We start from the raw sequence: 24,800 nt of genomic DNA on the forward strand, positions 1-24,800 counted from the left end.
GCCTGGAATACGCCCGCGTCCCGGATTGACGGCGCCTGTCGCCTACAGCGGCTTCAGAATCTTCGTCAGCTCGCTATAGACGAATTCGTTGCCGCAGACGATGTTGCCGGTCTTCAGCACGTCGCCGCCATGAATGTCGCCGACGGTGCCGCCGGCTTCCTTGATCAGGATGATGCCGGCCGCGATGTCCCAAGGCTGCAGGTTGCGTTCCCAGTAGCCGTCGAGGCGGCCGGCGGCGACAAAGGCGAGGTCAAGCGACGCGGCGCCGAAGCGGCGCAGGCCGGCGACCTTGGGCTGCAGCGCCGCCATTTCCTTGCGCGACTGCTCGTGGTCGCCGCGGCCGATATGCGGCAGGCCGCAGGCGATGACACATTCGTTGAGCTGCTTGCGGCCGGCGACACGCAGGCGGGTATCGTTCAGAAACGCGCCGCCACCTTTTTCGGCCATGTAGAGTTCGTCATTGGCCGGATTGTAGATCAACCCGGCGATCGGTACGCCTTCGCGCAACAGGCCGATCGAGACCGCGAACTGCGGGATGCCGTGCAGGAAGTTGGTGGTGCCGTCGAGCGGATCGACCACCCAGGTGTGGGTCTTGTCGGTGCCTTCGCGGTTGCCGCCTTCCTCGCCAAGGAAGCCGTAGCCCGGCCGTGCCTTGTTGAGGTCGGTGTAGAGCATCTCCTCGGCGCGCTTGTCGGCGAGGCTGACGAAGTTCGCCGGGCCCTTCATCGACACTTGCAGGTTCTCGACTTCGCCGAGATCGCGCTTGAGGCTGCGGCCGGCGCGGCGCGCGGCTTTGACCATGACGTTCATGAGAGCGGAATTGATCATGATTTGGACTCAAGACGACCTGGCGCCAAATCGCGGCAGCAGGTCTGGACAGGGATGATTGAGGGGCGATGGGTGCCCGTTGGGGCTGCGCACGTCAAGGGTGGATCATTTGTCGACGCCGAGCCATTTGCGCGCGGCCTCCTGGGCCTTGGTGCGGTCCTCCGGCGTGGCCTGGGCCAGCATCTCGTCGAGCATCAGGTCGCCCTTGCCGGCGGTTTTGGCCACGATATGCCATTTCAGCCCCTCGATCTTGTCCATCGGGGCGCCCTGGCCGGTCACCAGCACGCGGGCGAGCCGGTTCTGGGCGATCGGGCTGTTCTGCCGGGCAGCCTTGCGCAGCAAGGCCACCCCGGCGGCCTCGTTTTTCGGTGTTCCGGTGCCGTTGTAGAGCGCAATGGCGTACTCGACCTCGGCATCGACGTTGTCGGCCAATGACGCGGCCTGCAGCAGGCGCACCGCCTTTTCGATGTTCTTCTCTACCCCGGTGCCCTCCTTGTAGAAGGTGGCCAGCGCGTATTGCGCCTCGGGGTTGCCGGCGTCGGCGGCCACCCGCAGCAGTTCGGCGGCGCGCTTGACGTCCTGCGGAAAGATCTGGCCGTCTAGATACAGCAGCGCCAGATTATAGGCCGCCTTGGGACTGCCGAGCTTGGCGGCGGAGGCCAGCCACTTGGCGCCCTCGCTACGGTTGCCGGTATTGCCGCGATCGGACAGCCGCAGCATCGCCAGCGCGAACATGCCTTCGCGATCGCCGCGCTCGGCGGCACGCTGGTACCATTCCGCCGCCTTGGCATAGTCGCGTTTGACCCCCAGCGCGTTGGCATAGAGCTCGCCCAGCATGGCCATCGCCTTGGGGTCGTTATTCTCCTCCGCGCGCTTTGAGGCGAGATCGAAGGCTGTCTTGTACTGGCCGCGCTGATAGGCGCCGTAGACGAGGTCCACGTTGGCGTCGCCCGTCGGGGCGGATGTTGCAGGAGTCGGCGCTGTAGATGGTGCCGGAGGCACCACCGCGGGCTTCTTTGCCGCTACCGGGGCTTTTGCGGCCGGCTTGGGCGCGGCCTTCGGTTTTGCCGGGGCCGGTTTGCTGGCCGGCGCCTGCGCAGCCGGGGGCGTCAGCGAGATCTGCGCCATGGCGCCGCCTGCCCAGGCCAGGCACGCCGCCAGCAACGCGATCGGACGCAGGATTGTCATGCCTGGCGTCATTCCTGTTCAACTTCGACTTTTCCGGCCATCGCGGCGTGACCCTGCCGGATCGCGGTTTCCGCGTCCATCAGCGCCGCTGCGGGACCGCGCGGGTCGTCCCAGATGAAGTCGCCGACCAGCACGAAATCGGCGCCGGCAGCGCCAAAGGCGCGCGCCTCATCAAGCGAGACCGCATAGCCGACGCAGGGCGGCTCGAACAGTTCGGCCCACCAGTTCAGCCGCTCGGCGATGGCCTCGGTCGACGGCCGCTGCCCCTGCGCGTCGGGCTCGCCGAACAGCACGTAGTCGGCGCCGGCTTCGCCCGCCGCCATGGAATCGTGGCGCGTCGGCAGGCCGCCGACGCCGCAGATGCGGTCCGGCTTCAGCGTCGGCAGCGCGTCCGACATCGCCTCTATGCCGTTAAGATGCGCGCCATCGGCTCCGCCGCGCGCCACCAGCTCGGCATGGCCCTCGATCAGCAGCGCCGCGCCGGCGTTCTGCACCGCCGGCGCAAGTGCCTTGATGCGGTCGATCATGGTGCGCTGGTCGGTGGTCTTGAGCCGTAGCAGGACGGCGGCGACGTCGGCGTTATCAAGCAGTGCGGGGAGGCCGGCGGCCAGCGACGCGGGATCGTCAACCTCAGGCGTGGCGAGATAGAGCCGCGGTATCGGCGGCGGTGGAACTGGTTTGCTGGCCATCGGGACTCAAGCTGCCTTGTCGGTTTCGAGCGCTGCGCTCCACGTGCCTGTGCTGGCGAGTGAATTCATGCGCGCGCGATGGGTGAAGGCCCGTTGGCCGGCGGCGATGTTCTCCGCCTTGCCGGACCATGCCTTTTGCGGCGCCGCCTGCAGCGCGCGGCCATAGGAAAATGTGAGGGGCCACGGCAGTCCGCCGATCCGGTTCATGGCGTCGAGATGCGCGGTGGCGTCCTCGTCGGACTGGCCGCCGGACAGGAAGGCGATGCCCGGCACCGCCGCCGGCACGCAGGCCTTCAACATCCGGATGGTCTTTTCTGCGACTTCCGTGACGCTGGCCTGCTTTGCGCACTTCTTGCCGGCGATCGCCATGTTCGGCTTCAGGATCATGCCCTCCAGCGCGACGCGCTGGATACGCAACTCCTGGAAGGTCTTGTTGAGTACCCGGGTGGTGACCTCGACGCAGCGGTCGATGTCGTGATCGCCGTCCATCAGCACTTCCGGCTCGACGATCGGCACGATCTGCGCCTGCTGGCACAGCGCCGCATAGCGCGCCAGCGCGTGGGCGTTGACGTGGATCGCGGTCATGCTGGGAATATGCGCGGACTGGTTGATATCGATCACCGCGCGCCATTTGGCGAAGCGCGCGCCGCGCTCGTAGTACTTCGCAAGGCGCTCGGCCAGCCGGTCGAGGCCGACAGTAATGGTCTCGCCTGGGCAGTTCGGCAGCGCCTGCGTGCCCTCGTCGACCTTGATGCCGGGAATGGCGCCGGCCGCCTCGATCAGCTTCACCAGCGGCGTGCCGTCGGCCGCGTTCTGCCAGATGGTCTCGTCGTACAGGATCACGCCTGAAATGGTCTCGGTCATCGCTGCGCTGGAGCGGAACAGCATCTCGCGATAGTCGCGGCGGGTGGCCTCGGTGGACTCCACGCCGATCGCGTCAAAGCGCTTCTTGATGGTGCCGCCGGATTCGTCGGCGGCGAGCAGGCCCTTGCCGGGCGCGACCATGGCGAGAGCGACTTTGTTGAGATCGGCGAGGTTCATAGCTCAGTCCTATTGCCTATATTGGGCGGTCTTCAGGCAAGCCCTGTAAAAATTGCGAATGCGCGATCGACGCGCTCCATATCGTTAGAAGCCAGGCGTCCGAAGACAGGCCCGATCTTCGTGCGCGGCAACGTGGCGCATTTATCGGCCATAACCTGAGATGTCACTTGCAGGCCGTTTTCGGACGTCGGCTCAACCAAAATCCGAAATATCCGGGCGGTCGACAGCTCGCTGGTCAGCGGCAAGAACGTTACCGAGTTCAAACCCTCGACCCAAGTCGCTTGAATGATGACCGCCGGTCTCGCTTTTCCATAGGCGCCTTGCATCACGGCGGTCACAAGGTCGCCGCGCTTCATTTCCAGCCTTCGATTTCGATTTCCGAAAGCTCGTCGAGGATGGTCTTTTCGTCTGCACTGGCATTAATGGCCGCGATGTCGCGAGCGACCTGCGCCTTGAAGTCCGGCGCGTTCACATCCGGTACCCAGATGGTCACCGGCTTGAGGCCGGCGGCTCTCATCTTCTCGCGGTGCTTGCGGACGCGCTTGGCACCATCGGACATGGCGGCCTCCATTTGTTACATGTAACATATGGCCGGCCGCCTGTCGCTTCAAGCTTTGCAGTCGCCGATCAGGCGATCTTCGGCGCCAGTTCGCCGGCGGCGTAGCGCTTGGCCATGTCGGCGGGCGTGAGGACCTTCTTGATCTTGCCTGCCTGTCCAGCCGTGTTGAACTCCTGCAGGCGCTGCTTGCACAGCTTGACCATGGCCTCCATCGCCGGCTTCAGGTACTTGCGCGGGTCGAACTCTTCCGGATGCTCGGCGAGGATCTTGCGGATCTGGCCGGTCATCGCCATGCGGTTGTCGGTGTCGATGTTGATCTTGCGCACGCCATGCTTGATGCCGCGCTGGATCTCGGCCACCGGCACGCCCCAGGTCGGCTTCATCTTGCCGCCGAACGCGTTGATGATGTCCTGCAGGTCCTGCGGCACCGACGACGAGCCGTGCATCACCAGATGGGTGTTGGGCAGCTTGCGGTGGATTTCCTCGATCACGCCCATGGCCAGGATGTCGCCATCCGGCTTGCGGGTGAACTTGTAGGCGCCGTGCGAGGTGCCCATGGCGATGGCCAGCGCGTCGACCTGGGTCTCCTGGACGAACTTCACGGCCTCGTCGGGATTGGTCAGCAGCTGGTCGTGGGACAGCTTGCCCTCGGCGCCGTGGCCGTCTTCCTTGTCGCCCATGCCGGTTTCCAGCGAGCCGAGCACGCCGAGTTCGCCTTCCACCGAGATGCCGCCGAGATGCGCCATGTCGGTCACGGTCTTGGTGACGCCGACATTGTAGTCCCAGTCGGCCGGAGTCTTGCCGTCGGCCTTGAGCGAGCCGTCCATCATCACCGAGGTGAAGCCCGCCTGGATCGCGGTCATGCAGGTCGCAGCGCCGTTGCCGTGGTCAAGATGCACGCAGACCGGGATCTGCGGATAGATTTCCGTCACTGCGTCCATCATGTGCTTGAGCATGATGTCGTTGGCGTAGGAGCGGGCGCCGCGCGAGGCCTGGATGATCACCGGCGCGTCCACGCTCGATGCTGCCTCCATGATCGCCAGCGCCTGTTCCATATTGTTGATATTGAAGGCCGGCACGCCATAGTCATGTTCTGCAGCATGATCGAGCAGTTGACGCAGCGTGATACGGGCCATGGGGAACTCCTTGCAAGGGTGGGGCGCGGTCGATCCGGATTGACCGGCGACAGACGAACGACCCCCGCTCTTAACGCGACGGGCGGGGGAATCCAAGCTGCCGAAGGTCGCGGCTGGCGTGGAGGTTAACTAGGACGGAGCGCATACAAGCGGGGGTGTCAGTTGTCGCCAGCTTCCAAGGCAGCCACGCGCTCCTCGACCTCGCTGACGCGTTCGTCGAAATCGGTGACCGTGGCGCGCATCATGACAAGCATTCCGGCGCTATCGCGGCGTTGCTTGGACATGATGCGTTCGATGTTTTCGAACCGTGCTTCCGTCGCCTGTCTGAACTGACCTCTCTCCGATCTGAGCGTGCCAATGCTCTCCTGAATTTTCATCAGGATCTGGGGTACAGCATCGGTAGGAGCATCGACCATAAACAGAACATAGCGGAAACACTCGCGCCCGGCAAGTGTAGTGTCAGCCCTTTGCAACCCTCAAAACCTCGACGCCCGGCAATGGCTTGCCTTCCATCCATTCCAGAAAGGCGCCGCCGGCGGTCGAGATGTAGGAGAAGTCCTCCGCCACGCCGGCATGGTTGAGTGCAGCGACGGTGTCGCCGCCGCCGGCCACGGAGACCAGCTTGCCGGCCTTGGTGCGCGCCGCGGCGTGCCTGGCGCTGGAGACGGTACCCTTGTCGAACGGCGCGATCTCGAAGGCGCCGACCGGGCCGTTCCAGACCAGCGTCGCGGCATCGTCGATCGCCGCATTGATGCGGTCGATAGAGCGCGGGCCGACGTCGAGGATCATGCCGTCGTCCGGGATCGCCTCGATGCCATAGGCGTGCGACGGGGCATTGGCTTCGAACTTGGTGGCGACCACGCCATCGACGGGCAGGATAATGGCGCAGTTGGCGGTCTCGGCCTTTTCCATGATGCGCAGGGCAGTGGCGGCGAGGTCCTTCTCGCACAGCGATTTGCCGATGCCAAAACCCTGGGCGTGCAGGAATGTGTTGGCCATGCCGCCGCCGATCACCAGCGCGTCGACCTTGGTGACGAGGTTTTCCAGCAGATCGATTTTCGACGACACCTTGGCGCCGCCGACGATGGCGATCACCGGGCGGGTCGGCGCGTCGAGCGCCTTGCCGAGCGCCACCAGCTCGGCCTGCATGGTACGGCCGGCGAAAGCGGGGAGGACGTGCCCGAGGCCTTCGGTCGACGCGTGGGCGCGGTGCGCGGCCGAGAACGCGTCGTTGACCCAGATGTCGCCAAGTGCCGCCAGTTGGGCAACGAAGGTCGGATCGTTCTTCTCTTCGCGGGTATGGAAGCGGGTGTTTTCGAGGCAGAGGATGTCGCCATCCTTCATGGCCGCCACCGCGTTCGTGGCGATATCGCCGACGCAGTCGTCGGCAAAGGCGACGGGCTTCTTGATGACGTCTGCGAGCGCGGCGGCGACAGGCTTGAGCGACTGCTTGGGATCGACGCCCTTGGGCCGGCCGAAATGCGCCAGCAGGATGACGCGACCGCCCTTGCCGGAAATCTCGGTAATGGTCGGAGCGATGCGCTCGAGCCGCGTGGCATCGGTGACGCGGCCATTGTCCATGGGCACGTTGAGATCGACGCGCACCAGCACGCGCTTGCCGGAAACGTTGACGTCGTCGAGGGTGCGGAAGGAATTGGTCATGATGAGCCCCGGTGCCTTGAAGCTCATCCTTCGAGACGCCTCGCTTGGCTCGGCTCCTCAGGGTGAGCGTTTGCGCTCGCGGCGAGGAGAAATGCTCCTCGCGCTCAGTTACGGCTCCTCATGGTGAGGAGCGAGCCTCTCGGCGCGCGTCCCGAACCATGAAGTATGCGTTAGCTCAGATCAGCTTGCCGATCGCCACAGCCGTGTCGGCCATGCGGTTCGAGAAGCCCCACTCGTTGTCGTACCAGGAGAGCACGCGCACCAGCGTGCCGTTCTGCACCTTGGTCTGGTCGAAGGCGAAGGTCGAGGAATGCGGGTCGTGGTTGAAGTCGATCGACACGTTCGGATGGCTGGTGGTGCCGAGGATGCCCTTCAGTTCGCCGGCAGCGGCGGCCTTGAACGCGGCGTTGATCTCTTCCTTGGTCGTTGCCTTCTTGGCGACGATCTTGAGGTCGATCACCGACACGTTCGGGGTCGGCACGCGGATCGACACGCCGTCGAGCTTGCCGGCCAGTTCCGGCATCACCAGGCCGATGGCCTTGGCGGCACCGGTCGAGGTCGGGATCATCGACATCGCCGCGGCGCGGCCGCGATAGAGGTCGCTGTGCAGCGTGTCCAGCGTCGGCTGGTCGCCGGTGTAAGCGTGGATCGTGGTCATGAAGCCGGTCTCGATGCCCACGACTTCGTTCAGCACCTTGGCGACGGGCGCCAGGCAGTTGGTGGTGCAGGAGCCGTTGGAGACGACCAGGTGATCCTTGGTCAGGGTCTTGTGGTTGACGCCGTAGACGATGGTCGCGTCGGCGCCGTCCGAGGGGGCGGACACCAGCACGCGCTTGGCGCCGGCGGTCAGGTGCATCGAGGCCTTCGCCTTTGCGCTGAAGATGCCGGTGCATTCCAGCGCGATGTCGATGCCGAGGTCCTTCCAGGGCAGTGTGTTGGGATCGCGCACCGCGGTGACCTTGATCTTGCCGCGGCCGATATCGATGCTGTCGCCGTCGACGGTGACTTCGCCGGGGAAGCGGCCGTGCACGCTGTCGAAGCGCAGCAGATGGGCGTTGCTCTCCACCGAGCCGAGATCGTTGATGGCGACGACTTCGATGTCGGTTCGCTTGGACTCATAGATCGCCCGCAGGACGTTGCGGCCGATGCGGCCAAACCCGTTGATCGAAACCCGGATTGCCATTCAACTTCTCCCTTAGCTCAAAACCTTGGCGTTGCTTGCATATGGTGACGTTTGACGCGCGTTCCATGCCCTGATTGGAACGCCGGCGCAATGTGTCTTATGCGCCGGCATTCCGTCAGGGGTTAGGCCGCGTTGTGGCGCTTGGTGGCGGCGTCCACCACGGCTTCCGCCGTGATGCCGAAAAACTTGTACAATTCCTTCGCCGGAGCGCTCGCCCCGAACGTGCTCATGCCGATGAAGGTGCCATCGTGCCCGATCACCGCATCCCAGCCGAACCGCACCGCAGCCTCGACGGCGATCTTGATCGGCGCCTTGCCAATGATGGCCTGCTGCTTTTCCGGCGACTGCTGCAGCAGCAGTTCGAGCGACGGCACCGACACGACGCGGGCGGCGATGCCCTTGTCTGCCAGTCTGCTTCTGGGCGGCGACTGCGATTTCGACCTCGGAGCCGGAGGCGAAGATCGAGACCTTGGCCTCACCCTGTGCGGCGACCAGCTCGTAGCCGCCATGCGCGCAGAGATTTTCATCGTGATGCACGGTGCGCGCCGGCGTCAGGTTCTGCCGCGACAGCGCCAGCACGGTGGGGCCGGTGGTGTTTTCCAGCGCCAGCCGCCAGCATTCCGCGGTCTCGACCGGGTCGGCCGGGCGGAACACCCGCATGTTGGGCATCGCCCGCAATGAGGCCAGATGCTCCACCGGCTGGTGGGTTGGGCCGTCTTCGCCGAGGCCGATCGAGTCGTGGGTCATGATGTAGACCACCGGGATGTGCGACAGCGCCGCGATGCGCATCGAGGGCCGCGCATAATCGGTGAAGCACATGAAGGTGCCGCCGGCCGGCGCAAATCCGCCATGGGTGGAGATGCCGTTCATGGCTGCGGCCATGCCCATTTCGCGGATGCCGTAGTGGATATAGCGACCGCTGAAATCGGTCGGCGTCACATCCTTGGCGTGCTTGGTGCGGGTGTTGTTGGACGGCGTGAGATCGGCCGAGCCGAGCAGCAGTTCCGGCATCACGGCGACCAGCGCTTCCAGCGCCAGCTCGCTGGCCTTGCGCGTTGCGATGGTCTGCGGCGCGTCGACCAGTTGCTTCTTCAGCGCGCGGATGGCGTCATTGAGCCCCTCCGGGCGCTTGCGGTCGATGACGCGGCGCATGAATTCGGCGCGCTCGGCATCCGGCCGGGCGTCAAAGCGCTCCTGCCAGTCGACATGGGCGGTGGCGCCCTGCTTGCCGACCGCGCGCCAGGCGGCGAGCACGTCGTCTGGGATTTCGAACGGGCCGTAATTCCAGCCCAGCGCCTTCTTGGCGCCGGCCAGTTCCTCGGCCCCGAGCGGCTCGCCATGGGCCTTCGAGGTACCGGCGCGGGTCGGGGCGCCGAAGCCGATGGTGGTCTTGCAGGCGATCAGCGACGGGCGGTCGGACGATTGCGCGGCGGTGATGGCGGCGGCGATGGCCTTCTGGTCGTGACCGTCCACATGGACCGCGTTCCAGCCATGAGCCTTGAAGCGGGCCACCTGGTCGACATTGTCCGACAGCGACAGCGGGCCGTCGATGGTGATGCCGTTGTCGTCCCACAGCAGGATCAGCTTCGACAGCTTGAGGTGACCGGCCAGCGCCAGCGCCTCGTGGCTGACGCCCTCCATCAGGTCGCCGTCCGAGCACAGCACGTAGGTGTAATGATCGACGATGTCACCGAATTCGGCGGCCAGCAGCCGTTCGGCCAGCGCCGTGCCGACCGAGGACGCGACGCCCTGGCCGAGCGGGCCGGTGGTGGTCTCGACGCCGGCGGTGATGAAGTTCTCGGGATGGCCCGGGGTCTTGGAATGCAGCTGACGAAAGTTCTTGAGCTGGTCGAGGGTAACGTCCTCGTTGCCGGTCAGATACAGCAGCGCATAGAGCAGCATCGAGCCATGGCCCGCCGACAGGATGAAGCGGTCGCGGTCGGGCCAGCGCGGGTCGGCGGCATCGAATTTGAGGAACTGGGTCCACAGCACGGTCGCCACGTCGGCGGCGCCCATCGGCAGGCCGGGATGGCCGGATTTGGCCTTTTCGACGCCATCCATGGCCAGCGCCCGAATCGCATTGGCCATCTTTGCGTGATCAACCTGCGTCATGATCGTTTCCGTCTGCGTGGAAGGGTGGGGACGTTCCGCATCCGCGGGACATGCGGCGTGCAGCGAAGTCTCGGTATACCGGTGGAGAAAGCGCTGGATAGCATCTGCGTTCCCGGGAGTCCAAGCCGGCGGGTCGTTATCGCCCGTTTTTGTGGCCTTTGCGGTGCATAGCTGCTGAGCAGCGTTGCGCCAGGCTTGCTTGCCACGTAAATTTCCCCGCCTAAACGCTTGCCGAGCCGCAGTTTTTGCGCCCCGGCGGGTTTTGCAGCGAAGGTCCGCGTAAACAGTATGATCGATCGACCCGCTTATGGTCCCAGTCCGGACGCCGCCCTCGGCGGATCCTCCGAGATTGACGCCGCGACGCGGCGCCTGATGGCGGCGCTGGATGCGCTGGAGAGCGCGGCGGAGCGACGCCGCGAGGCCGATCGCGACGAGGACGAGCTGGCAACGCGGATCCAGGCGCTGGGCGCAGACCGGTCGCGGCTGGCCGACGAACTCGACGGCACGCTGGTGAAATCGCGCCGGCTGGAACGCGCCAACCGCGAAATCGCCGGCCGCCTCGACGCCGCCATAGGCACCATCCGTTCCGTGCTCGACTCCGAACTGCCGGAGGGTGACGCCTCATGAGCCACGTCAACGTCACCATCAACGGCCGGCAATACCGCATGGCCTGCGAGGAGGGTCAGGAAACCCGCCTGCTCCGCTTGGCCGAGAGCCTTGAGGCGCGGGTCGAGAATTTGCGCGGAAAATTCGGCGAGATCGGCGACGCCCGCCTCACAGTGATGGCGGCGCTGACCGTGGCGGACGAGCTGGTCGACGCCAACCAGAAGATCCGCGCGCTGGAAGAGGAACTCGCCGCCTTGCGCGATGTCCGCGTGGCCGCCGCCGACCGCGCCCGCGCCACCCAGGCGGCCGTCGCCGCGGCGCTGAATTCCGCTGCGGAGCGCATCGAGAAGACCACCCAAGTGCTCAACCGCACCATCGGCGGCGGTGTCTCGATCGGGTAGGGGGCTTCTATCAAGCGCGCTTTCCGGTGAGAAACTGGCGAGGCGAAGGGCTTTGCCTGTCGTCCCCGCGAAAGCGGGGCCCCAGTAAACACTGATATGAGGGATGAACACTGTCGTCGCGGCATACTGAGTCGCCCGGTCCTGGCGCGCAATTGCGCGCAGGCCGGGCGACGACAGGGCGCGTATGCGGCGAAGGGCGATGAAGGCGCAAAAGCTGCGACATCCCACTTCCCACTGGCAAAACCAGCCCACCGCGCCTACATTGCTGTTGCGAGGCTGTGTCGCGCGTCAGAAGCCATAATTCTCCGGGGCCTTATCGATCCTCACGGGAACTGTCCCTGACCAGGTCCGTGGATCTGGTCACACGGTGCCCACCTACTTTCGTAGGTGCTCCGGGATCGAGTGCTTCAACGGCCAACGCGGCTTCGCACTTTTCTTTTTGGTTGTCGCTGATTTGATCATCGCCGCTCACATCCGCACTGTTGTCATCCTCGCGAAAGCGGGGATCCAGTATGCGGTGGACTCTCAGCCGCATCACCGGCTCCTCGGAATACTGGGTCACCCGCTTTCGCGGGTGACGACAGCGGAGTCCAACTCCCCCGCGCGAAATTGGTGCCGGTGCTGATGTCGGCACCAGAGAACGCCCCAAACGCCGATAAGTCGTCACTCCGCACCGCGGCCATCCAACGCCGCGAGGCGCTGGGCGTAGAACAGCGCGCCGCAGCCGCGCAGGCCATGGCCGCGCAAAAATTCCCCGTCGCCATCAAGCCCGGCGCCATCGTGTCCGGCTACTGGCCGATCCGCGCCGAGCTCGATCCGCTGCCGCTGATGCGACAGCTTGAAGCGCAGGGCGCGCAACTGGCGTTGCCGGTGATCATGGGGCGCGAGCAGCCGCTGATTTTTCGCGCATGGAATGCGGATGCGCAATTGCTGCGCGGCCAATTCGGCATCATGGAGCCGTCGCCGCAATCCCCCGCCGTGCTGCCCGACATCGTGCTGGTGCCGCTCGCGGCCTTCGATCGCCTCGGCCACCGCATCGGCTACGGCGCCGGCCATTACGATCGCACCTTCGAAGTGTTGCATGCCGCCAAGCCCATCATCGCCATTGGCGTCGCCTTTGCCGTGCAGGAAATCGACGCCGTGCCGGCCGAGCCGCACGACGTGCAGCTCGATTATGTGCTAACCGAAGCGCGCACATTCGATTTCCGGAGTTTATGATTTGCGTATTCTGTTTATCGGCGACGTGGTCGGAAAGACCGGGCGCACCATCATCCTTGACCGCCTGCCGGGCCTGGTGCGCGACTGGAAGCTCGATCTCGTGGTCATCAATGGCGAGAACGCCGCCGGCGGCTTCGGCATCACCGAGAGCATCTATAACGATCTGATCGATGCCGGCGCCGATGCGGTGACGCTCGGCAACCACGCCTGGAATCAGAAGGAGGCGCTGGTGTTCATCGAACGTGCGCCGCGGCTGATTCGGCCGTTGAATTTTCCGCGCCACACGCCGGGCCGTGGTGCCGCGCTGATCGATACCAAGAACGGCGCCCGCGCGCTGGTGATCAACGCCATGGGCCGCGTCTTCATGGAGCCGCTCAACGATCCCTTCAGCGCCATCGGCAAGGAGATCGACGCTTGTCCGCTGGTCGAGGCGGCCGATGCCATCGTGGTGGATTTCCATGGCGAGGCGTCGAGCGAGAAGCAGGGCATGGGCTATTTCTGCGACGGCCGCGTCAGCCTCGTGGTCGGCACGCATACCCACGTGCCCACCGCCGATCACCAGATCCTGGCGGGCGGCACCGCCTACATGACCGATGCCGGCATGACCGGCGACTATGATTCGGTGATCGGCATGCAGAAGGAAGAACCGGTGCGCCGCTTCACCACCGGCATTCCCTCCGGCCGCTTCGAGCCCGCCTTCGGCCCGGCAACGCTGTCGGGCGTCGCGGTGGAAACCGACGACAAGACTGGCCTCGCGCTGCATGTGGGGCCCGTGCGTCTCGGCGGACGGCTGTCGCAGGCGGTGCCGGAGTTTTGGGTGAGCTGAGCGCACAGCGCCCATGCGAAGACGTCCCGCGTCAGAGCCCGCTCAAACATGCGTCAGAGTCCAATCCACTCCCTCTGAAGCCTAGGCGGTTCCTCTCCGCGCTGGATTAAGCTTTGTGAACCGGACGCTTAAAAACCTCGGCTGCAGCCGAGGGAAATCCGTGGGCCGGCCGTACTTCCCCTGTCTTGCGGCGCATCGCGCCGCGCTACCAGGGGATCAGCATGAAGAAAGCAATTGGTTTGGCGTGCCTGCTCGGCCTGTCCGGCATCGGCAAGGGGTTGGCTGCCGATCTCGGCGTGGCGGCGCCTGTCGCGCAGCGGCAGTCTGTGGTGCCGCTGCTGCCGAGCTGGGCGGGGCCTTATGTCGGCGTCCAGGCCGGCTATCTGTGGGGCGGCGGAGAAATCGGCATTCCCTCGACCGGTGAATCCCATGTCGTCGATCCGAAGTCGTTCATGGGCGGCGTCACGCTCGGTTACGCCAGGCAGCGGGGCCGCTTCGTCAGCGGTCTTGAGGCTGACATCAATGTCGTCGGTGGCAGCGCGACCATCGATACCGGCCTCGCGCCCGATCCCACGCTGACCCAGTTGCAGACCAGGATGACCTGGAACGGGCATCTGCGCGCCCGGCTCGGCTACAGCTTCGATCAGGCGATGATCTTCATGGCCGGCGGCCTGGCACTGGCGGGCGTGCAGAACAAGGCGATCGACAACGCCGCCGGGCTTTCCGCGAGCTGGAGCGATACGCGGGCGGGCTGGACGCTCGGCGGCGGTGTCGACTACCGCATCTCGCCGCTGACAACGTTCCGGCTCGAATATCTCTACGACAACTACGGCACCGCGACGCTTGCGGCGCAGTCGTTCGACAACGTCGCTTTCGCCGAGCGCGAACACAAGCTCGACACCCACACGCTTCGCGCCGGCGTCAACTGGAGCTTCTGATCGTCCATCACTCAGCGAAAGAAAGGATATCACCATGTGGAAATTTCCGATCCTCGCAGCGCTGCTCGTCGCCGCGCCCGTGGCCAAGGCAGCGCCGCTGATGGCGCCGGATGCGCTGCGTCCCGCCATCGCCGCGGCCTCGAACGTGGAAACGGTGGCCTGCGTGCGTTATGGTTGGCGCGGCGTCGGCGTCTATCCCGGCTGCTATCGGCCGCGCTACGCGATGGCGGCGCCGTATTACGTTGCGCCGCCCGTCTATGTCGCACCGCCCGCCTATGTGCCGCCGCCGCGGCGGTGCTGGTACGCGGGCGCGTGGCGGCGCTGCTGATGCCATGGCATTGGCATCCGTAGCCCGGCGCGTCCGTGCGACGTTGCCGCGCGGCGAACCTGGGACGCAGGCGATGGAGAACGAAACGGACGAAGCCCTGATGCTGGCGGTCGCGGCGCGCCAGCAGCAGGCGTTTCGCATCCTGATGGGCCGGTACATGCCGCGCGCCATCCGCGTCGCCCAGCGCGTCGTCCGCAATGCCGCCGAGGCCGACGAGATCGGTCAGGAAGCCTTCCTGCGAGATCTGGACGCGCGCGACATCGTTCGATCCGGCAGTGGCGCGGTTCACCACCTGGCTCTACCGGATCGTGCTCAATCTCGCTTTCGACCGCGTGCGCAAGCCGGCCTTCGCGCCGATCGAAGACGCAGGCGATGTGCGGGATGACAGGCCCGAACCGGTGGAGCGGCTGATCGCGGATCAGGAGCGGCGGATGCTGGAGCAGGCAATGGCGCATCTGTCCGACCGGCAACGTGGCGCCATCGCGCTGTTTCACATGGAAGGGCTGAGCGGCGAGCAGTCCGCCGAGGCCATGAACATCAGCGCCAAGGCATTCGAGTCGCTGCTGGCGCGCGCACGCGACGCGCTCAGGGAGCAAGTCAGGAAAATTCAGGATGGCGGGAGGCAGGTATGACACGCGATCAATTCAGGCAATTGGCGGAGACATGGGGAGGCGACATCGATCGCTGGCCGGTGGCCACGCAGGCTGCCGCACGCGGCATCGCGGCGAGCGCGGACGGCGCGGCAATTCTCGAGGCGCAGCGCGGTTTCGACCGGCTGTTCGCAACCGCGCCCGACATCGGCAATGCGCGCGCCGGACAAGCGGGCCTGGCGGTCCTGCAGCGCCTCGCGCGGGCACAGGCGGTGCTGCCTTGGTACCGGCGGCTATGGCAGCCGGGATCGATGGTTCCGGTCACCGGCCTAGCCTGTTCGTTACTGGTCGGCGTCTGGCTGGCGAGCGCGCTTCCCTATCATCCGTCGGACGAGGGCATGTCGCTGGTCAGCATGCTGTTCGATAGTTCCGTCATCTCGCCCTGGGGGGTCCAATGACATTCTGGCCCTCTCCGCCGAAGCGCCTGCGCTGGGCGCTCCTGGCATCGCTCTGCATCAATCTCGCGCTGGCGACCTATGTTTCGGTGCAGTGGTTTCAACCGGACGGGCCGCCGGCCAATGCCGGTATGCCGCTGAGAATGGTCGAGCGCATCGCCGCACGGCTGCCGCAGGAGGATGCAGATATCCTGTGGCGGATCTACCGCGAGAAGCAGCCCGACATGCTGCCGCTACAGGCAGACTACCTGAGGGCGATGCGCAAGACGCTGCAACTGACGGGACAGCCGGAGCTGGACAAGGCCGCATTGCGCGCCGCGATTCTGGATGCGCGCGACAAGCGCATCAAGATCGGCGACGCCGTGATCGACACCTTCATCGAGACGCTGGACCAGATTTCTCCGAAAGGGCGACGTCAACTCGTCGGCGGGTTTCCGCGCTGAGACGTTGCGGCGCCGCGAGGGATCTCCGCAACCGGTGCGTATCAACTCTATCGGCCTGGATGGTCCGGGCCTGAGCGATCTCAAGCATGGGGAGCCGATATGGTGCAGCGAGTGAATTCACGGATGCCGCGTAACGACGGCAAGAGGTTCGTTTTTCGCCCGAGCGACACGTTCATGCGGGCGCTGCTCGCGGCGGCATGCCTGATCGGGATCCTGGTGGTGACGTTGTCTGTGGCGATGGCACAGGACGGCCGCGGCCAGGCCCGCCAGGCCTGCGAGGCGGACTACCGCAAACTATGCGCGGGCACCATTCCCGGCGGCGGTCGGGTTCGCAAATGCCTGAACGAGAATTTCAGCGCGCTGTCGGATCCTTGCAAGAAGGCCGTGTCGACGTGGCCCGGCAGGTAGCCGGCCCGGCGATCCGGCCGCGCGCCGGTCGCGGTGCCGGTGTCTACGACTTCACTGCACCGGCCGTCAGACCGCCGACCATGTAGCGCTTGAAGGCGTAGTACATCGCCGCCGGCGGCAGCGCATAGATCAGGCCGGTGGTCATCAGCAGTTCCCACGGCGAGTCGTCGGCGGCGAGGAAGTTGCCGAGCGCTACCGGCAGGGTGATCTCGGTGTCCTTGGACAGCAGCAGGAATGCGTAGAGATATTCGTTCCACGCCAGCAGCACCGCATAGGCGCCGACTGCCACCAGCGACGGCAGCATCAAGGGCAGATAGACCAGCCGGAACAGCTGGGGCGTTGTGGCGCCGTCCATGATGGCGGCCTCGTCGAGCTCGACCGGCAACTTGTCGGAGGCCTGCTTGAGCACCCAGATGGCATAGGGCGAGGCGATGGTCACCATGGCCAGGATCAGCGACCAGTGATTGTTGAGCAGACCGTAATTGCCCATGGTGCGATACATCGGCACGGCAAGGAATGCCGCCGGAATGAAGTAGGTGAACAGCGCCAGATTCATCACCAGCCGTCCGCCGCGCACCCGTAGCCGCGAGATAGCGAACGCTGCCGCGGTGGCGATCACCAGCGTCAGCACGCCGACCGACAGCGCGATCACCGTGGAATTCCAGAACTGCGCCCAGAAATCGCGCAGGAAGTAGTGCTTCTGGCCGAACACGATGCCGAAATTGTGCAGCGTCGGATGATCCGGCCACAGCTTGCCTGCGAAGGCATCCTGCTTCGGCGAGATCGCGAACAGGAACAGGTGATACAGCGGCAGCATGGTCCAGATGAACACGGGAATGCCGATCAGCAGCAGGCGCGCCTCGACGCCGACCTCGCGCAGGGTGGGCATGCGCATCTCTGATATCTTCATCGCGACAACCGTTTCATCATCACATAGACCAGAGGCAGCACCAGCGGCAGCGCGCAGACGATCGCCGCCATCGACAGGTCGAGCTGGTCGAGGCGGAGATAGCGGATGCCCAATGTGGCCAGCACATGGGTGAGGTCGGCAGGGCCGCCGCCGGTGAGCAGATAGACGCTGTTGAAGTCGCCGAGCGTCCAGATCATCGAGAGCAGCGTGCAGGTCAGATACAGCGTGCGCATCGACGGCCAGGTGACGTAGCGGAACTTCTGCCACGGGCTGGCGCCGTCGACCTCCGCGGCCTCGAACTGGTCGTCGGGAATCGCCAGCCGCCCGGTGATCAGGATCAGCGTCCAGAACGGCAGCGACTTCCAGATGTGCATGCCGATCGCCATGGTCAGCGCGATGGTGGGATCGTTGAGCCAGTTCGGCCCGTCCTCGCCGGTGAACCTGAAGATCAGATTATTGACCATGCCCCATTCGGGATTGAACATGAATCGCACCGACAGGATGGTCGGGATCGACGGTACCGCCCAGGGCAGGATGAACAGCACCGACAGCCATTTGATCCAGGTGCGCGTGTTGACGAAGAAGCCGGACAGGAACAGCGCGATCAGCATTTTGAAATTGATGCCGATGATCAGGAAGATCAGCGTGTTGACCGCGGCGCGGGCGAAAATCGGATCGTGATACAGCGCCACGTAGCTCGCCGGATGCCGCGCCAGCCACAGCCCGTAGCAGACGGGATAGACGACGAAAGCCAGGAACACGAGCATGTACGGCGTCAGCAACGCCAGCCCCCAGACCTGCTGCGTCGACAGCCGCGCCGACCACGGTTTTCGCGGGATCGTGTCTTGGGGCGAGGAGAGCGTGAGTGACGTCATGGCGTACCTGTAGAAGATCGAGGTGTCGTGCTTCCGAGAACGGCCGATCCGAGCCGTGCCCTCATCCTGAGGAGCGGTCGTCTTCGGCCGCGTCTCCTGCGAATGGCACGCCATTCGCTCGGGATGACGAATACACTTCATGGTTCGAGACCCGCGCTCAGAGGCGCGCTCCTCACCATGAGGTCGGTGCTCCGGGGCGCGCAGCGATGCTGCGCGCCCCGGAATGACGGACTTAGCCCGCGACCTGCTTGATGCGGGCGATCAGCTCATCCACGGCCTTGTCGACCGGCACCTTCTCGCTGACCACGCGGTTCATGGCCTTGGCCCAGGCGTTCTCGTTGTTGAGGATCGTGAACTTGTAGTTCTTCACGAAGTCGAACGTCGAGGTGCCGCCCATGAACTGGTTATACACCGCCTTGCGATGACGGTCGGCCTGCCAGAATGCGCTCTTCTGGCCGGCGGTGGTCACCGGGAACCAGCGGCCCAGCGCGCCTTCGATGTAGGGCTGCAGGTTTTCTTCCTGCAGCAGGAATTTGACGAATTCCTTGGCCTCCGGCTTGTTCTTGGACGCGCTGAAGATCATGCCGGTCTTGACGTCGGAGCGATACTTGATCGGCGTGCCGTCGGGCTTGTTGGGGAACGACGCCGTGATGATGGTTTCCTCATAGGCCTTCTTGCCCGCGGCGCGCTGTTCCGGCGTCAGTGCCTGGTTCTGCGAGTCCTCGAACCACTTGGCCGCGATCGAGATCGTGAAGTTGTGGGTCATCACGATGGTCTTGTTGTGGAACGCGACGTTGTTGTCGGGGTCCTTCCACGTGGTCGAGGAGGGCGGCGAGCAGCCCTTGATATAGGTGTCGGTGTAATCGCGGAGCGCGCCGATCAGGCCTTCGCGCACCTTGGGATCGTCGACCAGCAGCTTGCCGTCGTCGTCGACCAGCTTGACGTTGTAGGCGTCCATGAAGGTGTAGAACGACTGGAAGGAGTCTGTGGATTCCACGCCCATCGGCTGTCCGACGCCGAAGGCGCGGGTGCCGGATGCCTTGCGGTAGGCCGGCTGCACCCTGTCGCACCAGAACGACCAGTAACCCTTCCAGTCCTTCGGGATATCGCTGACCTTGAAGCCGGCCTGCTCCAGCATGTCGCCCCAGATTTCCACATGCATCGACTGCTGCTTCAGCGGAAAGCCGTAATAGGCCTTCTTTTTGGTGACGTCATTGTAGAGGAATGCCGTCTCGATGGTGTTGGGCGCGAAATTGCCCTTGATCGGCGTCAGGATGTCGGTGAGGTCCTCGAGCTTGCCCTCGGATGCCCACTTGCCGGAGGCCTGCACGTCATAGGTGTCGGCATAGGCGACGTCCGGCGGTGTGCCGGAATCCAGCGCCGCCACCGTCTTCGGGATCATGTCCTGAATAGCGTATTGCGACAGCTCGACCTTGATGCCGGTCTTGGCTTCGAATTTCTTGATCGCCTCGATCAGCGATTCATCCTCGGACTTGTAGAAGCCCTTGCTGAACCAGACCGTGATCTTCTTTTCCTGGGCAAACGCCACGCCGCCGGCGTGGACGAGAAACGTGCCGGCAAGCGCCGCAAATGCAAACGTACGAAACGTGGATGTCACAATTGTCCTCCCTGATATTTTATTTTTATCCCGCCACTGTAGGGAGGCGTATCAATCCGGCAAGTGAATTGGATGCTGCAAAGCAGCATTAGCCAGAGTTGTACGATGATCGTACCTTCGACTTTCGTAGCAGGCGCAGATCCGGCGGGCCGGTTGAGGTCTTTGCAAAACCTATGGCCGCGCGTGCCGCCGTCCCGCCTGGCGATAAGCCTTGCGTCGGGGAGTGAGAAGGGGAGCGCACCGCCTTGCCGTTTCGCTGCTTCGACCGGCATACTCTACCGACCGCCCCGGCCGACATTTGCCATGGCCCAACAAAATTCCGAATGGAGTCCCGATGCCATCTCCCTCGCTGTTCACGCCGCTGCAGATCGGTCCGTATACGCTGAGCCACCGCGTGGTGATGGCGCCGCTGACGCGGATGCGCGCCGATCGCGACAGCCTCGCTGCGCGGCCGCTCAATGCCGAATACTACGGTCAGCGGGCGAGCGAAGGCGGCCTGATCATCGCCGAGGCCTCGCAGGTCATGCCGGAAGGGCGCGGTAATCCGGATACGCCTGGCATTCATTCGGAGCAGCAGGTCGCCGGCTGGAAGCAGGTCACCGACGCCGCTCATGCCAAAGGCGGCGTCATCTTCCTGCAGCTCTGGCATGTCGGTCGCGCCTCGCATTCCTCATTCCAGCCCGGCGGCGTGCTGCCCGTGTCGGCGTCGGCCATCGCCATTTCCGGCACCACCCGCAGCGCCGATGGTGCGACGGTGCCGTATGAAGTCCCCCGGGCGCTCGAGACCGCGGAGATCGCCGCTGTAATCGAGGCCTATCGCCACGGCGCGCGCAACGCGATGGCGGCCGGCTTCGATGGCGTCGAAGTGCACGGCGCCAATGGCTATCTGCTGGAGCAGTTCCTGCAGTCACGCTCCAACCAGCGCACCGACCGGTATGGCGGCTCCATCGAGAACCGCGCGCGGTTGCTGCTGGAGGTCACGCAGGCGGTCATCGACGTGTGGGGCGCCGACCGCGTCGCGGTACGGCTGTCACCCTATGGCGTCGCCAATGATACCGGCGAGGCCGATCCGATGCCGCTGTACACCTACGTCATCGAAGAGTTGAAGACGCCGGGCCTGGCCTATCTGCATTTTGTCGAGCCGCGTTCGAGTGGCTCCGGTCGCGCCGAGGTCAACCACACCAATGTGCCGGCGGCGTTCGAACTGTTCCGGCCGTTCTGGCCGGGCGTGCTGATCACGGCCGGCGGCTTCGATGCGGCGTCGGCAGAGGCGGCGGTGGAGTCCGGCAATGCCGATGCGATCGCGTTCGGCCGCGCCTTCATCGCCAATCCCGACCTGCCGGAACGGATCCGGCGCCAGGTGGCGTTCACGCCCTACAACCGCGCCACTTTCTACGGCGGCGATGTCGCCGGCTACACGGACTATCCGTTCATGGCAGGCTGAGTCGTTTAGCAGGCAGATTCATCAAGCCGCGGCCATCACCTGTTTCAAGCGAGACGAACGAAGGCGAGGCACTCTTGGCGGCGAGTCTGTCGGGGCGCCTCGCGTCGCTACGTCCGGACTCAGATCGGTCCTGACTCTGTTTTCCCTCGAATGACCATCGAGCGCTTATGGGCTTGTGCGGCGTCGGCATAGCGCCCCTGATCCTTGTAGAAGCCGGCCAGGTTCTCCAGGACACCAGCGAGATCCGGATGGTTCGGGCCGAGCGTCCTTTCAAACATGGCCGCCGACTGCTTGAACAGATACTCGGCATCCGCCTTACGTCCCTGACGGGAGTAGAGTTCTGCCAGATTGTTCTGCGCCTGCGCGATGTCGGGATGGTTGGGGCCGAACGCTTTCGACGTCACCACGATCGCTCTCTTGAGCAGGCGCTCTGCATCCGCATAACGATGCCGCTGGATGTAGCTATTGGCCAGGTTGCTCATCGATACCGCAGCTTCGGGATCGTCGGGACCGTTCGCCTTCTCGAGGATGGCCAGTGCCCTTTCGAACATCGGAATGGCCTTGTCGTTACGGCCTTGAAGACTGTGGACAGCGGCGAGGTTGTTCAACGGCAGCACGATCGACGTATCGTCAGGGCCGCGCTTTTTTGTGCCGATGGCGATGGACCGCTTGAGAAACGACTCAGCTTCCGCGTAACGCTTTTCCGCACGATAGACGTCGCCCAGATTATTCAGCACCATTGCGAGGTCCGCATCATCCGGACCGAGCGTCTTCTCCCTGACGGCCAGTGAGCGCTTGTAAAATTGCTCGGCAACGGCGTATTGACCCAGCTGGTAGTGGATTGTGCCGAGGTCATTCAGCGGCATTGCGACGTGCACATCGTCTGACCCAAACTCCTTCTCGCGAAGCGCAAGGGACTTCTGCGCCAATGGCAGCGCCTCCACGTATTTCCCGGCCTGATAAAATTCTTTCATCTGCAGAATGAGGGTGGTCGCCTCATCCTCTGCCGCGTAGGACGTTGCGCTGGGCGACAGGCTCAGGGCGAGCGCGGCGACCACGACACAGATCGATGCTTTCAGGGCCCTCATCGCGCATTCCTTGCTCGTCATTCTCGGGATGTCTGCGATTTTGTGTTGTCAGAGGCCGCACAGGTTCAATTCGGGCTGTGAGACAGCGGATCGTCCACGGCTTGCCGTCGCTGCTGGCATTTCGCGGCCAGCGCACGGCCGCACAAACTTGATCACTTTGGGGCAGCGCGGCCGCGGCGCGCATCGCATCACTGGTTTGGACACGGTCCGGTGCGAATGCGTCGCGGATGCTTATTCTATCGTGGTGAGGCAGCACCAGGACGTGGCTGACCTCACCCGACCGCAGGTGGAAGAGATAAAGAAAGCCGATCTACAATCTATAGGCCGGAAATGCTATTTGGTGATCAACTTCGCCGCCTGCTGCGCGCCGAACGCGTAGTTCATGCCGAAGCGGCCGCCATAATTCATCGCGCCGGATAGTCCGAGCTGGGCGTTGACGGCGGCGAGCGCAGTCCAGTCCTGCGCAAATGCAATGGTGGTGCCGATGCTGGCGCTGGCCCAGTCGCGGCCGAGCTGAACGACGGGCAGTGAGTAGCTCGGCGCCGTCGCCAGCGTCGTCAGGCTGGCCGTGACCGTGCGGCCTGCAGTGTCGTCAAACTCGTGATTCCAAGTCACCTGCGCGAACGGTCGCCAAATGCCGAGGTCAACGGCTGCGCGATAGCCCAGCGCGCTGACCGTCGAGGTCCGGCCGATGCCGGAAAAGGCCAGGCTGGTGAAGCTGCCGGTCTCCGTGAAGTTGTCGATGCCTACCGACTGCACTTCCACGCCGACCACCGGGCCATGGGTCACAGCGCCGTGGCGGAAATCGTAGCCGGTCAGCGCTGCGAACGAGAAATTGCGGCCGTGGGTGGAGGCGGAATTGCTGTCGAAGGTAATGCCCAGCGGCACCACGCGGTTGACGTCGTACTTCAGCCAGCCGAAGCTCATGATCGCATTGGCCCACAAGGCGCCGCTGCGCGCGGCGCCGAAGATCGTCGCGGCGACCTCTCGCTCCCTGAAGCCGCCGCCCGATGAAAAACTCGGATCCTGCGATCCCAGCGTGACGGCGGCGCCGACCAGCGCATGGGCGCCGAAACTGTAGCTGGCGCCCAACGTGCCGGAAATGGGCGTGCTCGGGTCATTGGGGAAGCCCGCCGAACTGTTGTTCAGCTTCAGCGAGGACACGTCGCCATTGAACCAGACATTGAAGCCGGGGCCGCCGCGGCGTTGTGCGACGTCGATCTGCTCCTGGATGCCCAGCGTCACGCCGCGGCGGAACTGGATCGCGCTTTCGGTCAGGAACGAGATCTGACTGGGCGCGACGATCAGGCTGTAGAAGTAATCGGACTCGATCTGCTGGCCGGCCGGCGAAAAATGGATATTGTCGGAAAACAGGCTGGTCTGCAGCGCGGTGGCCGAACCGAGAGATGCGACGTTCGGGGCCGGCCGCGTCGTCGAGGCCACGCAATACAGTCCGTAACCGGAATAGCCGTTGCTGGGCGGCTGACAGGCGGATGGCGACGTCAGTACCGGTGGCACGGTGCCTACCGCGGTCGACGTCAGCCCGAACCGCTCCGGCGTCGCGCGGATTGCGCCGACCATGGCCGCGAGATCCGCAGGAATGAAGTTGACGCCGGCAGCGGTGAGATTGCTGTAGATCTGGGTATTGAGGAAATCCCTGCTGGTGTTGGGGATCAGAATGTAGCGCGCGCCGGCCGCCTGAAGTCGCGCGACCGAGTCCGTGAACAGGCCGGCCTGGGTGGCGAGAACGGCCTGCGTGGCGCCGGGAGCGGTGACGTCGTTGCTGCCTGCGCTGATCACATAGAGCGCATTCGCATTGGCTACGCCACCGGTCGAGGCGAGGTAGTTGGTCATCTGTTGGGTGATGCTTGGCGTGAGAGCGGCCGATGCAAACGCGGGCGTGAAGGAGTTGGCTGCAGTGATGCGCGCGCCGGACACCGCGTAGTTGGTGCCGTTCGGCGATACGCCTTGCGACACGTCGGTCAGCCCGAACCGGGCGGACAGAAAGTCGGTGACCATGAGGCCGGCCGACGGGGTCATGGCGGCACCATTGGCGCGCGCGACTGTGAAATGATTGTCGCCGCCGGATGTCTTGAAGGAGCCGCTGTCGAGATTGCTTGGGCCGAACACCAGGAACTGATCGAAGCTCTGCGCGGAGGCGGAAAGTGACGTGGAAACCAGGAGCAATGCTGCGGCTGAGGCCCTGAGAAACATGAAATGCCTTACAAAATAAACGCGGAGATCGTGCAATACA

Annotated in this window: 27 protein-coding genes, 1 other RNA gene and 1 pseudogene; 13 read left to right on the top strand and 16 right to left on the bottom strand. The window is 64.5% G+C overall.

Features of this window, described 5'->3' with window-relative positions:
- Positions 1 to 42 precede the first annotated feature (42 nt).
- The 11 genes and pseudogenes from ACUXVA_RS12810 to tkt all read right to left on the bottom strand — a co-directional run bounded on the left by ACUXVA_RS12810 (position 43) and on the right by tkt (position 10,398).
- Entirely contained in the window at positions 43 to 828 is a 786-nt protein-coding gene (locus ACUXVA_RS12810) for an inositol monophosphatase family protein (RefSeq protein WP_265079957.1), read from the bottom strand.
- 105 nt (positions 829 to 933) lie between these two features.
- Positions 934 to 2,016 (bottom strand): tetratricopeptide repeat protein, encoded by a 1,083-nt coding sequence (locus tag ACUXVA_RS12815; RefSeq protein ID WP_265079956.1) that lies wholly within the window; start codon positions 2,014 to 2,016, stop codon positions 934 to 936.
- Between the two features lie 8 nt (positions 2,017 to 2,024).
- The gene (locus ACUXVA_RS12820) at positions 2,025 to 2,705 is read right to left on the bottom strand and encodes a thiamine phosphate synthase (RefSeq protein WP_445492485.1); all 681 of its coding nucleotides are present in this window, start codon (positions 2,703 to 2,705) and stop codon (positions 2,025 to 2,027) included.
- Positions 2,706 to 2,711: 6 nt separating this feature from the next.
- The gene (locus tag ACUXVA_RS12825; protein WP_445492487.1) at positions 2,712 to 3,746 is read right to left on the bottom strand and encodes a class I fructose-bisphosphate aldolase; all 1,035 of its coding nucleotides are present in this window, start codon (positions 3,744 to 3,746) and stop codon (positions 2,712 to 2,714) included.
- A gap of 32 nt (positions 3,747 to 3,778) precedes the next feature.
- A complete protein-coding gene (locus ACUXVA_RS12830) occupies positions 3,779 to 4,102 on the bottom strand; it encodes a type II toxin-antitoxin system PemK/MazF family toxin (RefSeq protein WP_265079954.1) in 324 nt (107 codons plus the stop codon).
- The gene (locus tag ACUXVA_RS12835; protein WP_445492490.1) at positions 4,099 to 4,317 is read right to left on the bottom strand and encodes an antitoxin MazE family protein; all 219 of its coding nucleotides are present in this window, start codon (positions 4,315 to 4,317) and stop codon (positions 4,099 to 4,101) included. The genes ACUXVA_RS12830 and ACUXVA_RS12835 overlap by 4 nt, the downstream gene beginning before the upstream one ends.
- Positions 4,318 to 4,373: 56 nt before the next feature.
- The gene (gene fba, locus ACUXVA_RS12840) at positions 4,374 to 5,441 is read right to left on the bottom strand and encodes a class II fructose-bisphosphate aldolase (RefSeq protein ID WP_265079952.1); all 1,068 of its coding nucleotides are present in this window, start codon (positions 5,439 to 5,441) and stop codon (positions 4,374 to 4,376) included.
- 158 nt (positions 5,442 to 5,599) lie between these two features.
- On the bottom strand, positions 5,600 to 5,818 hold the full coding sequence (locus ACUXVA_RS12845; protein WP_265079951.1) for a hypothetical protein: 219 nt from the start codon (positions 5,816 to 5,818) through the stop codon (positions 5,600 to 5,602).
- An 82-nt stretch (positions 5,819 to 5,900) separates the two neighbouring features.
- Positions 5,901 to 7,103 (bottom strand): phosphoglycerate kinase, encoded by a 1,203-nt coding sequence (locus ACUXVA_RS12850; RefSeq protein ID WP_445492493.1) that lies wholly within the window; start codon positions 7,101 to 7,103, stop codon positions 5,901 to 5,903.
- Positions 7,104 to 7,278: 175 nt separating this feature from the next.
- The gene (gene gap / locus ACUXVA_RS12855) at positions 7,279 to 8,286 is read right to left on the bottom strand and encodes a type I glyceraldehyde-3-phosphate dehydrogenase (protein WP_445492495.1); all 1,008 of its coding nucleotides are present in this window, start codon (positions 8,284 to 8,286) and stop codon (positions 7,279 to 7,281) included.
- Between the two features lie 122 nt (positions 8,287 to 8,408).
- Positions 8,409 to 10,398 (bottom strand): annotated as a pseudogene (tkt, locus tag ACUXVA_RS12860) (transketolase).
- 288 nt (positions 10,399 to 10,686) lie between these two features.
- Between tkt and ACUXVA_RS12865 the strand changes: the two are divergent.
- The 12 genes from ACUXVA_RS12865 (at position 10,687) to ACUXVA_RS12920 (ending at position 16,611) form a co-directional block, all read left to right on the top strand.
- On the top strand, positions 10,687 to 11,025 hold the full coding sequence (locus ACUXVA_RS12865) for a DUF4164 domain-containing protein (protein ID WP_265079948.1): 339 nt from the start codon (positions 10,687 to 10,689) through the stop codon (positions 11,023 to 11,025).
- Entirely contained in the window at positions 11,022 to 11,405 is a 384-nt protein-coding gene (locus tag ACUXVA_RS12870) for a cell division protein ZapA (protein WP_265079947.1), read from the top strand. Before ACUXVA_RS12865 ends, ACUXVA_RS12870 begins: the two co-directional genes overlap by 4 nt.
- Positions 11,406 to 11,675: 270 nt before the next feature.
- Positions 11,676 to 11,835: non-coding RNA, 6S RNA (gene ssrS, locus ACUXVA_RS12875), on the top strand.
- Between the two features lie 194 nt (positions 11,836 to 12,029).
- Complete coding sequence (locus tag ACUXVA_RS12880) at positions 12,030 to 12,623, top strand: 5-formyltetrahydrofolate cyclo-ligase (protein ID WP_445492498.1); 594 nt, start codon at positions 12,030 to 12,032, stop codon at positions 12,621 to 12,623.
- Position 12,624: 1 nt separating this feature from the next.
- Complete coding sequence (locus tag ACUXVA_RS12885) at positions 12,625 to 13,449, top strand: TIGR00282 family metallophosphoesterase (RefSeq protein ID WP_265079945.1); 825 nt, start codon at positions 12,625 to 12,627, stop codon at positions 13,447 to 13,449.
- Between the two features lie 221 nt (positions 13,450 to 13,670).
- A complete protein-coding gene (locus ACUXVA_RS12890) occupies positions 13,671 to 14,387 on the top strand; it encodes an outer membrane protein (protein WP_265079944.1) in 717 nt (238 codons plus the stop codon).
- Between the two features lie 34 nt (positions 14,388 to 14,421).
- Positions 14,422 to 14,715 (top strand): hypothetical protein, encoded by a 294-nt coding sequence (locus tag ACUXVA_RS12895; RefSeq protein WP_265079943.1) that lies wholly within the window; start codon positions 14,422 to 14,424, stop codon positions 14,713 to 14,715.
- 73 nt (positions 14,716 to 14,788) lie between these two features.
- Entirely contained in the window at positions 14,789 to 15,100 is a 312-nt protein-coding gene (locus tag ACUXVA_RS12900) for a sigma factor (RefSeq protein WP_445492501.1), read from the top strand.
- Positions 14,991 to 15,347, top strand: coding sequence for a sigma-70 family RNA polymerase sigma factor (locus tag ACUXVA_RS12905; RefSeq protein ID WP_445492503.1), 357 nt, complete (start codon positions 14,991 to 14,993; stop codon positions 15,345 to 15,347). The genes ACUXVA_RS12900 and ACUXVA_RS12905 overlap by 110 nt, the downstream gene beginning before the upstream one ends.
- Positions 15,344 to 15,763 (top strand): hypothetical protein, encoded by a 420-nt coding sequence (locus ACUXVA_RS12910; RefSeq protein ID WP_265079941.1) that lies wholly within the window; start codon positions 15,344 to 15,346, stop codon positions 15,761 to 15,763. The genes ACUXVA_RS12905 and ACUXVA_RS12910 overlap by 4 nt, the downstream gene beginning before the upstream one ends.
- Positions 15,760 to 16,203, top strand: a complete 444-nt coding sequence (locus ACUXVA_RS12915; RefSeq protein WP_265079940.1) for a periplasmic heavy metal sensor — start codon at positions 15,760 to 15,762, stop codon at positions 16,201 to 16,203. The genes ACUXVA_RS12910 and ACUXVA_RS12915 overlap by 4 nt, the downstream gene beginning before the upstream one ends.
- Positions 16,204 to 16,326: 123 nt before the next feature.
- The gene (locus tag ACUXVA_RS12920; protein ID WP_265079939.1) at positions 16,327 to 16,611 is read left to right on the top strand and encodes a hypothetical protein; all 285 of its coding nucleotides are present in this window, start codon (positions 16,327 to 16,329) and stop codon (positions 16,609 to 16,611) included.
- Positions 16,612 to 16,654: 43 nt separating this feature from the next.
- Here ACUXVA_RS12920 and ACUXVA_RS12925 read toward each other — a convergent pair whose 3' ends face one another.
- From ACUXVA_RS12925 to ACUXVA_RS12935, 3 genes are all read right to left on the bottom strand, one after another.
- Positions 16,655 to 17,506, bottom strand: a complete 852-nt coding sequence (locus ACUXVA_RS12925) for a carbohydrate ABC transporter permease (protein WP_265079938.1) — start codon at positions 17,504 to 17,506, stop codon at positions 16,655 to 16,657.
- An 11-nt stretch (positions 17,507 to 17,517) separates the two neighbouring features.
- Positions 17,518 to 18,396 (bottom strand): carbohydrate ABC transporter permease, encoded by an 879-nt coding sequence (locus ACUXVA_RS12930; RefSeq protein WP_265079937.1) that lies wholly within the window; start codon positions 18,394 to 18,396, stop codon positions 17,518 to 17,520.
- A 232-nt stretch (positions 18,397 to 18,628) separates the two neighbouring features.
- Positions 18,629 to 19,945: an ABC transporter substrate-binding protein gene (locus ACUXVA_RS12935; protein WP_445493282.1), complete on the bottom strand. Its 1,317-nt coding sequence runs from the start codon at positions 19,943 to 19,945 to the stop codon at positions 18,629 to 18,631.
- Between the two features lie 403 nt (positions 19,946 to 20,348).
- On the opposite strand from ACUXVA_RS12935, the gene ACUXVA_RS12940 reads away from it, so the two are divergent.
- Positions 20,349 to 21,458, top strand: coding sequence for an alkene reductase (locus ACUXVA_RS12940; RefSeq protein WP_445492507.1), 1,110 nt, complete (start codon positions 20,349 to 20,351; stop codon positions 21,456 to 21,458).
- Positions 21,459 to 21,577: 119 nt separating this feature from the next.
- On the opposite strand, the gene ACUXVA_RS12945 is transcribed toward ACUXVA_RS12940, so the two are convergent.
- Positions 21,578 to 22,546: a tetratricopeptide repeat protein gene (locus ACUXVA_RS12945; RefSeq protein ID WP_445492509.1), complete on the bottom strand. Its 969-nt coding sequence runs from the start codon at positions 22,544 to 22,546 to the stop codon at positions 21,578 to 21,580.
- 333 nt (positions 22,547 to 22,879) lie between these two features.
- Entirely contained in the window at positions 22,880 to 24,760 is a 1,881-nt protein-coding gene (locus ACUXVA_RS12950; protein WP_445492511.1) for an autotransporter outer membrane beta-barrel domain-containing protein, read from the bottom strand.
- Between the last annotated feature and the right edge of the window lie 40 nt (positions 24,761 to 24,800).

The sequence above is a fragment of the Rhodopseudomonas sp. RCAM05734 genome (genome assembly GCF_052658035.1).

Coding starts and splice junctions, on each gene's coding strand:
- ACUXVA_RS12895 (WP_265079943.1), top strand. CDS start 14,422: ATGTGGAAATTTCCGATCCTCGCAGCGCTGCTCGTCGCCGCGCCCGTG.
- fba (WP_265079952.1), bottom strand. CDS start 5,441: ATGGCCCGTATCACGCTGCGTCAACTGCTCGATCATGCTGCAGAACAT.
- ACUXVA_RS12930 (WP_265079937.1), bottom strand. CDS start 18,396: ATGACGTCACTCACGCTCTCCTCGCCCCAAGACACGATCCCGCGAAAA.
- ACUXVA_RS12950 (WP_445492511.1), bottom strand. CDS start 24,760: ATGTTTCTCAGGGCCTCAGCCGCAGCATTGCTCCTGGTTTCCACGTCA.
- ACUXVA_RS12890 (WP_265079944.1), top strand. CDS start 13,671: ATGAAGAAAGCAATTGGTTTGGCGTGCCTGCTCGGCCTGTCCGGCATC.
- ACUXVA_RS12870 (WP_265079947.1), top strand. CDS start 11,022: ATGAGCCACGTCAACGTCACCATCAACGGCCGGCAATACCGCATGGCC.
- ACUXVA_RS12915 (WP_265079940.1), top strand. CDS start 15,760: ATGACATTCTGGCCCTCTCCGCCGAAGCGCCTGCGCTGGGCGCTCCTG.
- ACUXVA_RS12925 (WP_265079938.1), bottom strand. CDS start 17,506: ATGCGCATGCCCACCCTGCGCGAGGTCGGCGTCGAGGCGCGCCTGCTG.
- ACUXVA_RS12940 (WP_445492507.1), top strand. CDS start 20,349: ATGCCATCTCCCTCGCTGTTCACGCCGCTGCAGATCGGTCCGTATACG.
- ACUXVA_RS12830 (WP_265079954.1), bottom strand. CDS start 4,102: ATGAAGCGCGGCGACCTTGTGACCGCCGTGATGCAAGGCGCCTATGGA.
- ACUXVA_RS12825 (WP_445492487.1), bottom strand. CDS start 3,746: ATGAACCTCGCCGATCTCAACAAAGTCGCTCTCGCCATGGTCGCGCCC.
- gap (WP_445492495.1), bottom strand. CDS start 8,286: ATGGCAATCCGGGTTTCGATCAACGGGTTTGGCCGCATCGGCCGCAAC.
- ACUXVA_RS12910 (WP_265079941.1), top strand. CDS start 15,344: ATGACACGCGATCAATTCAGGCAATTGGCGGAGACATGGGGAGGCGAC.
- ACUXVA_RS12835 (WP_445492490.1), bottom strand. CDS start 4,317: ATGGAGGCCGCCATGTCCGATGGTGCCAAGCGCGTCCGCAAGCACCGC.
- ACUXVA_RS12845 (WP_265079951.1), bottom strand. CDS start 5,818: ATGAAAATTCAGGAGAGCATTGGCACGCTCAGATCGGAGAGAGGTCAG.
- ACUXVA_RS12820 (WP_445492485.1), bottom strand. CDS start 2,705: ATGGCCAGCAAACCAGTTCCACCGCCGCCGATACCGCGGCTCTATCTC.
- ACUXVA_RS12920 (WP_265079939.1), top strand. CDS start 16,327: ATGCCGCGTAACGACGGCAAGAGGTTCGTTTTTCGCCCGAGCGACACG.
- ACUXVA_RS12900 (WP_445492501.1), top strand. CDS start 14,789: ATGGAGAACGAAACGGACGAAGCCCTGATGCTGGCGGTCGCGGCGCGC.
- ACUXVA_RS12850 (WP_445492493.1), bottom strand. CDS start 7,103: ATGACCAATTCCTTCCGCACCCTCGACGACGTCAACGTTTCCGGCAAG.
- ACUXVA_RS12810 (WP_265079957.1), bottom strand. CDS start 828: ATGATCAATTCCGCTCTCATGAACGTCATGGTCAAAGCCGCGCGCCGC.
- ACUXVA_RS12880 (WP_445492498.1), top strand. CDS start 12,030: ATGTCGGCACCAGAGAACGCCCCAAACGCCGATAAGTCGTCACTCCGC.
- ACUXVA_RS12945 (WP_445492509.1), bottom strand. CDS start 22,546: ATGAGGGCCCTGAAAGCATCGATCTGTGTCGTGGTCGCCGCGCTCGCC.
- ACUXVA_RS12865 (WP_265079948.1), top strand. CDS start 10,687: ATGATCGATCGACCCGCTTATGGTCCCAGTCCGGACGCCGCCCTCGGC.
- ACUXVA_RS12815 (WP_265079956.1), bottom strand. CDS start 2,016: ATGACAATCCTGCGTCCGATCGCGTTGCTGGCGGCGTGCCTGGCCTGG.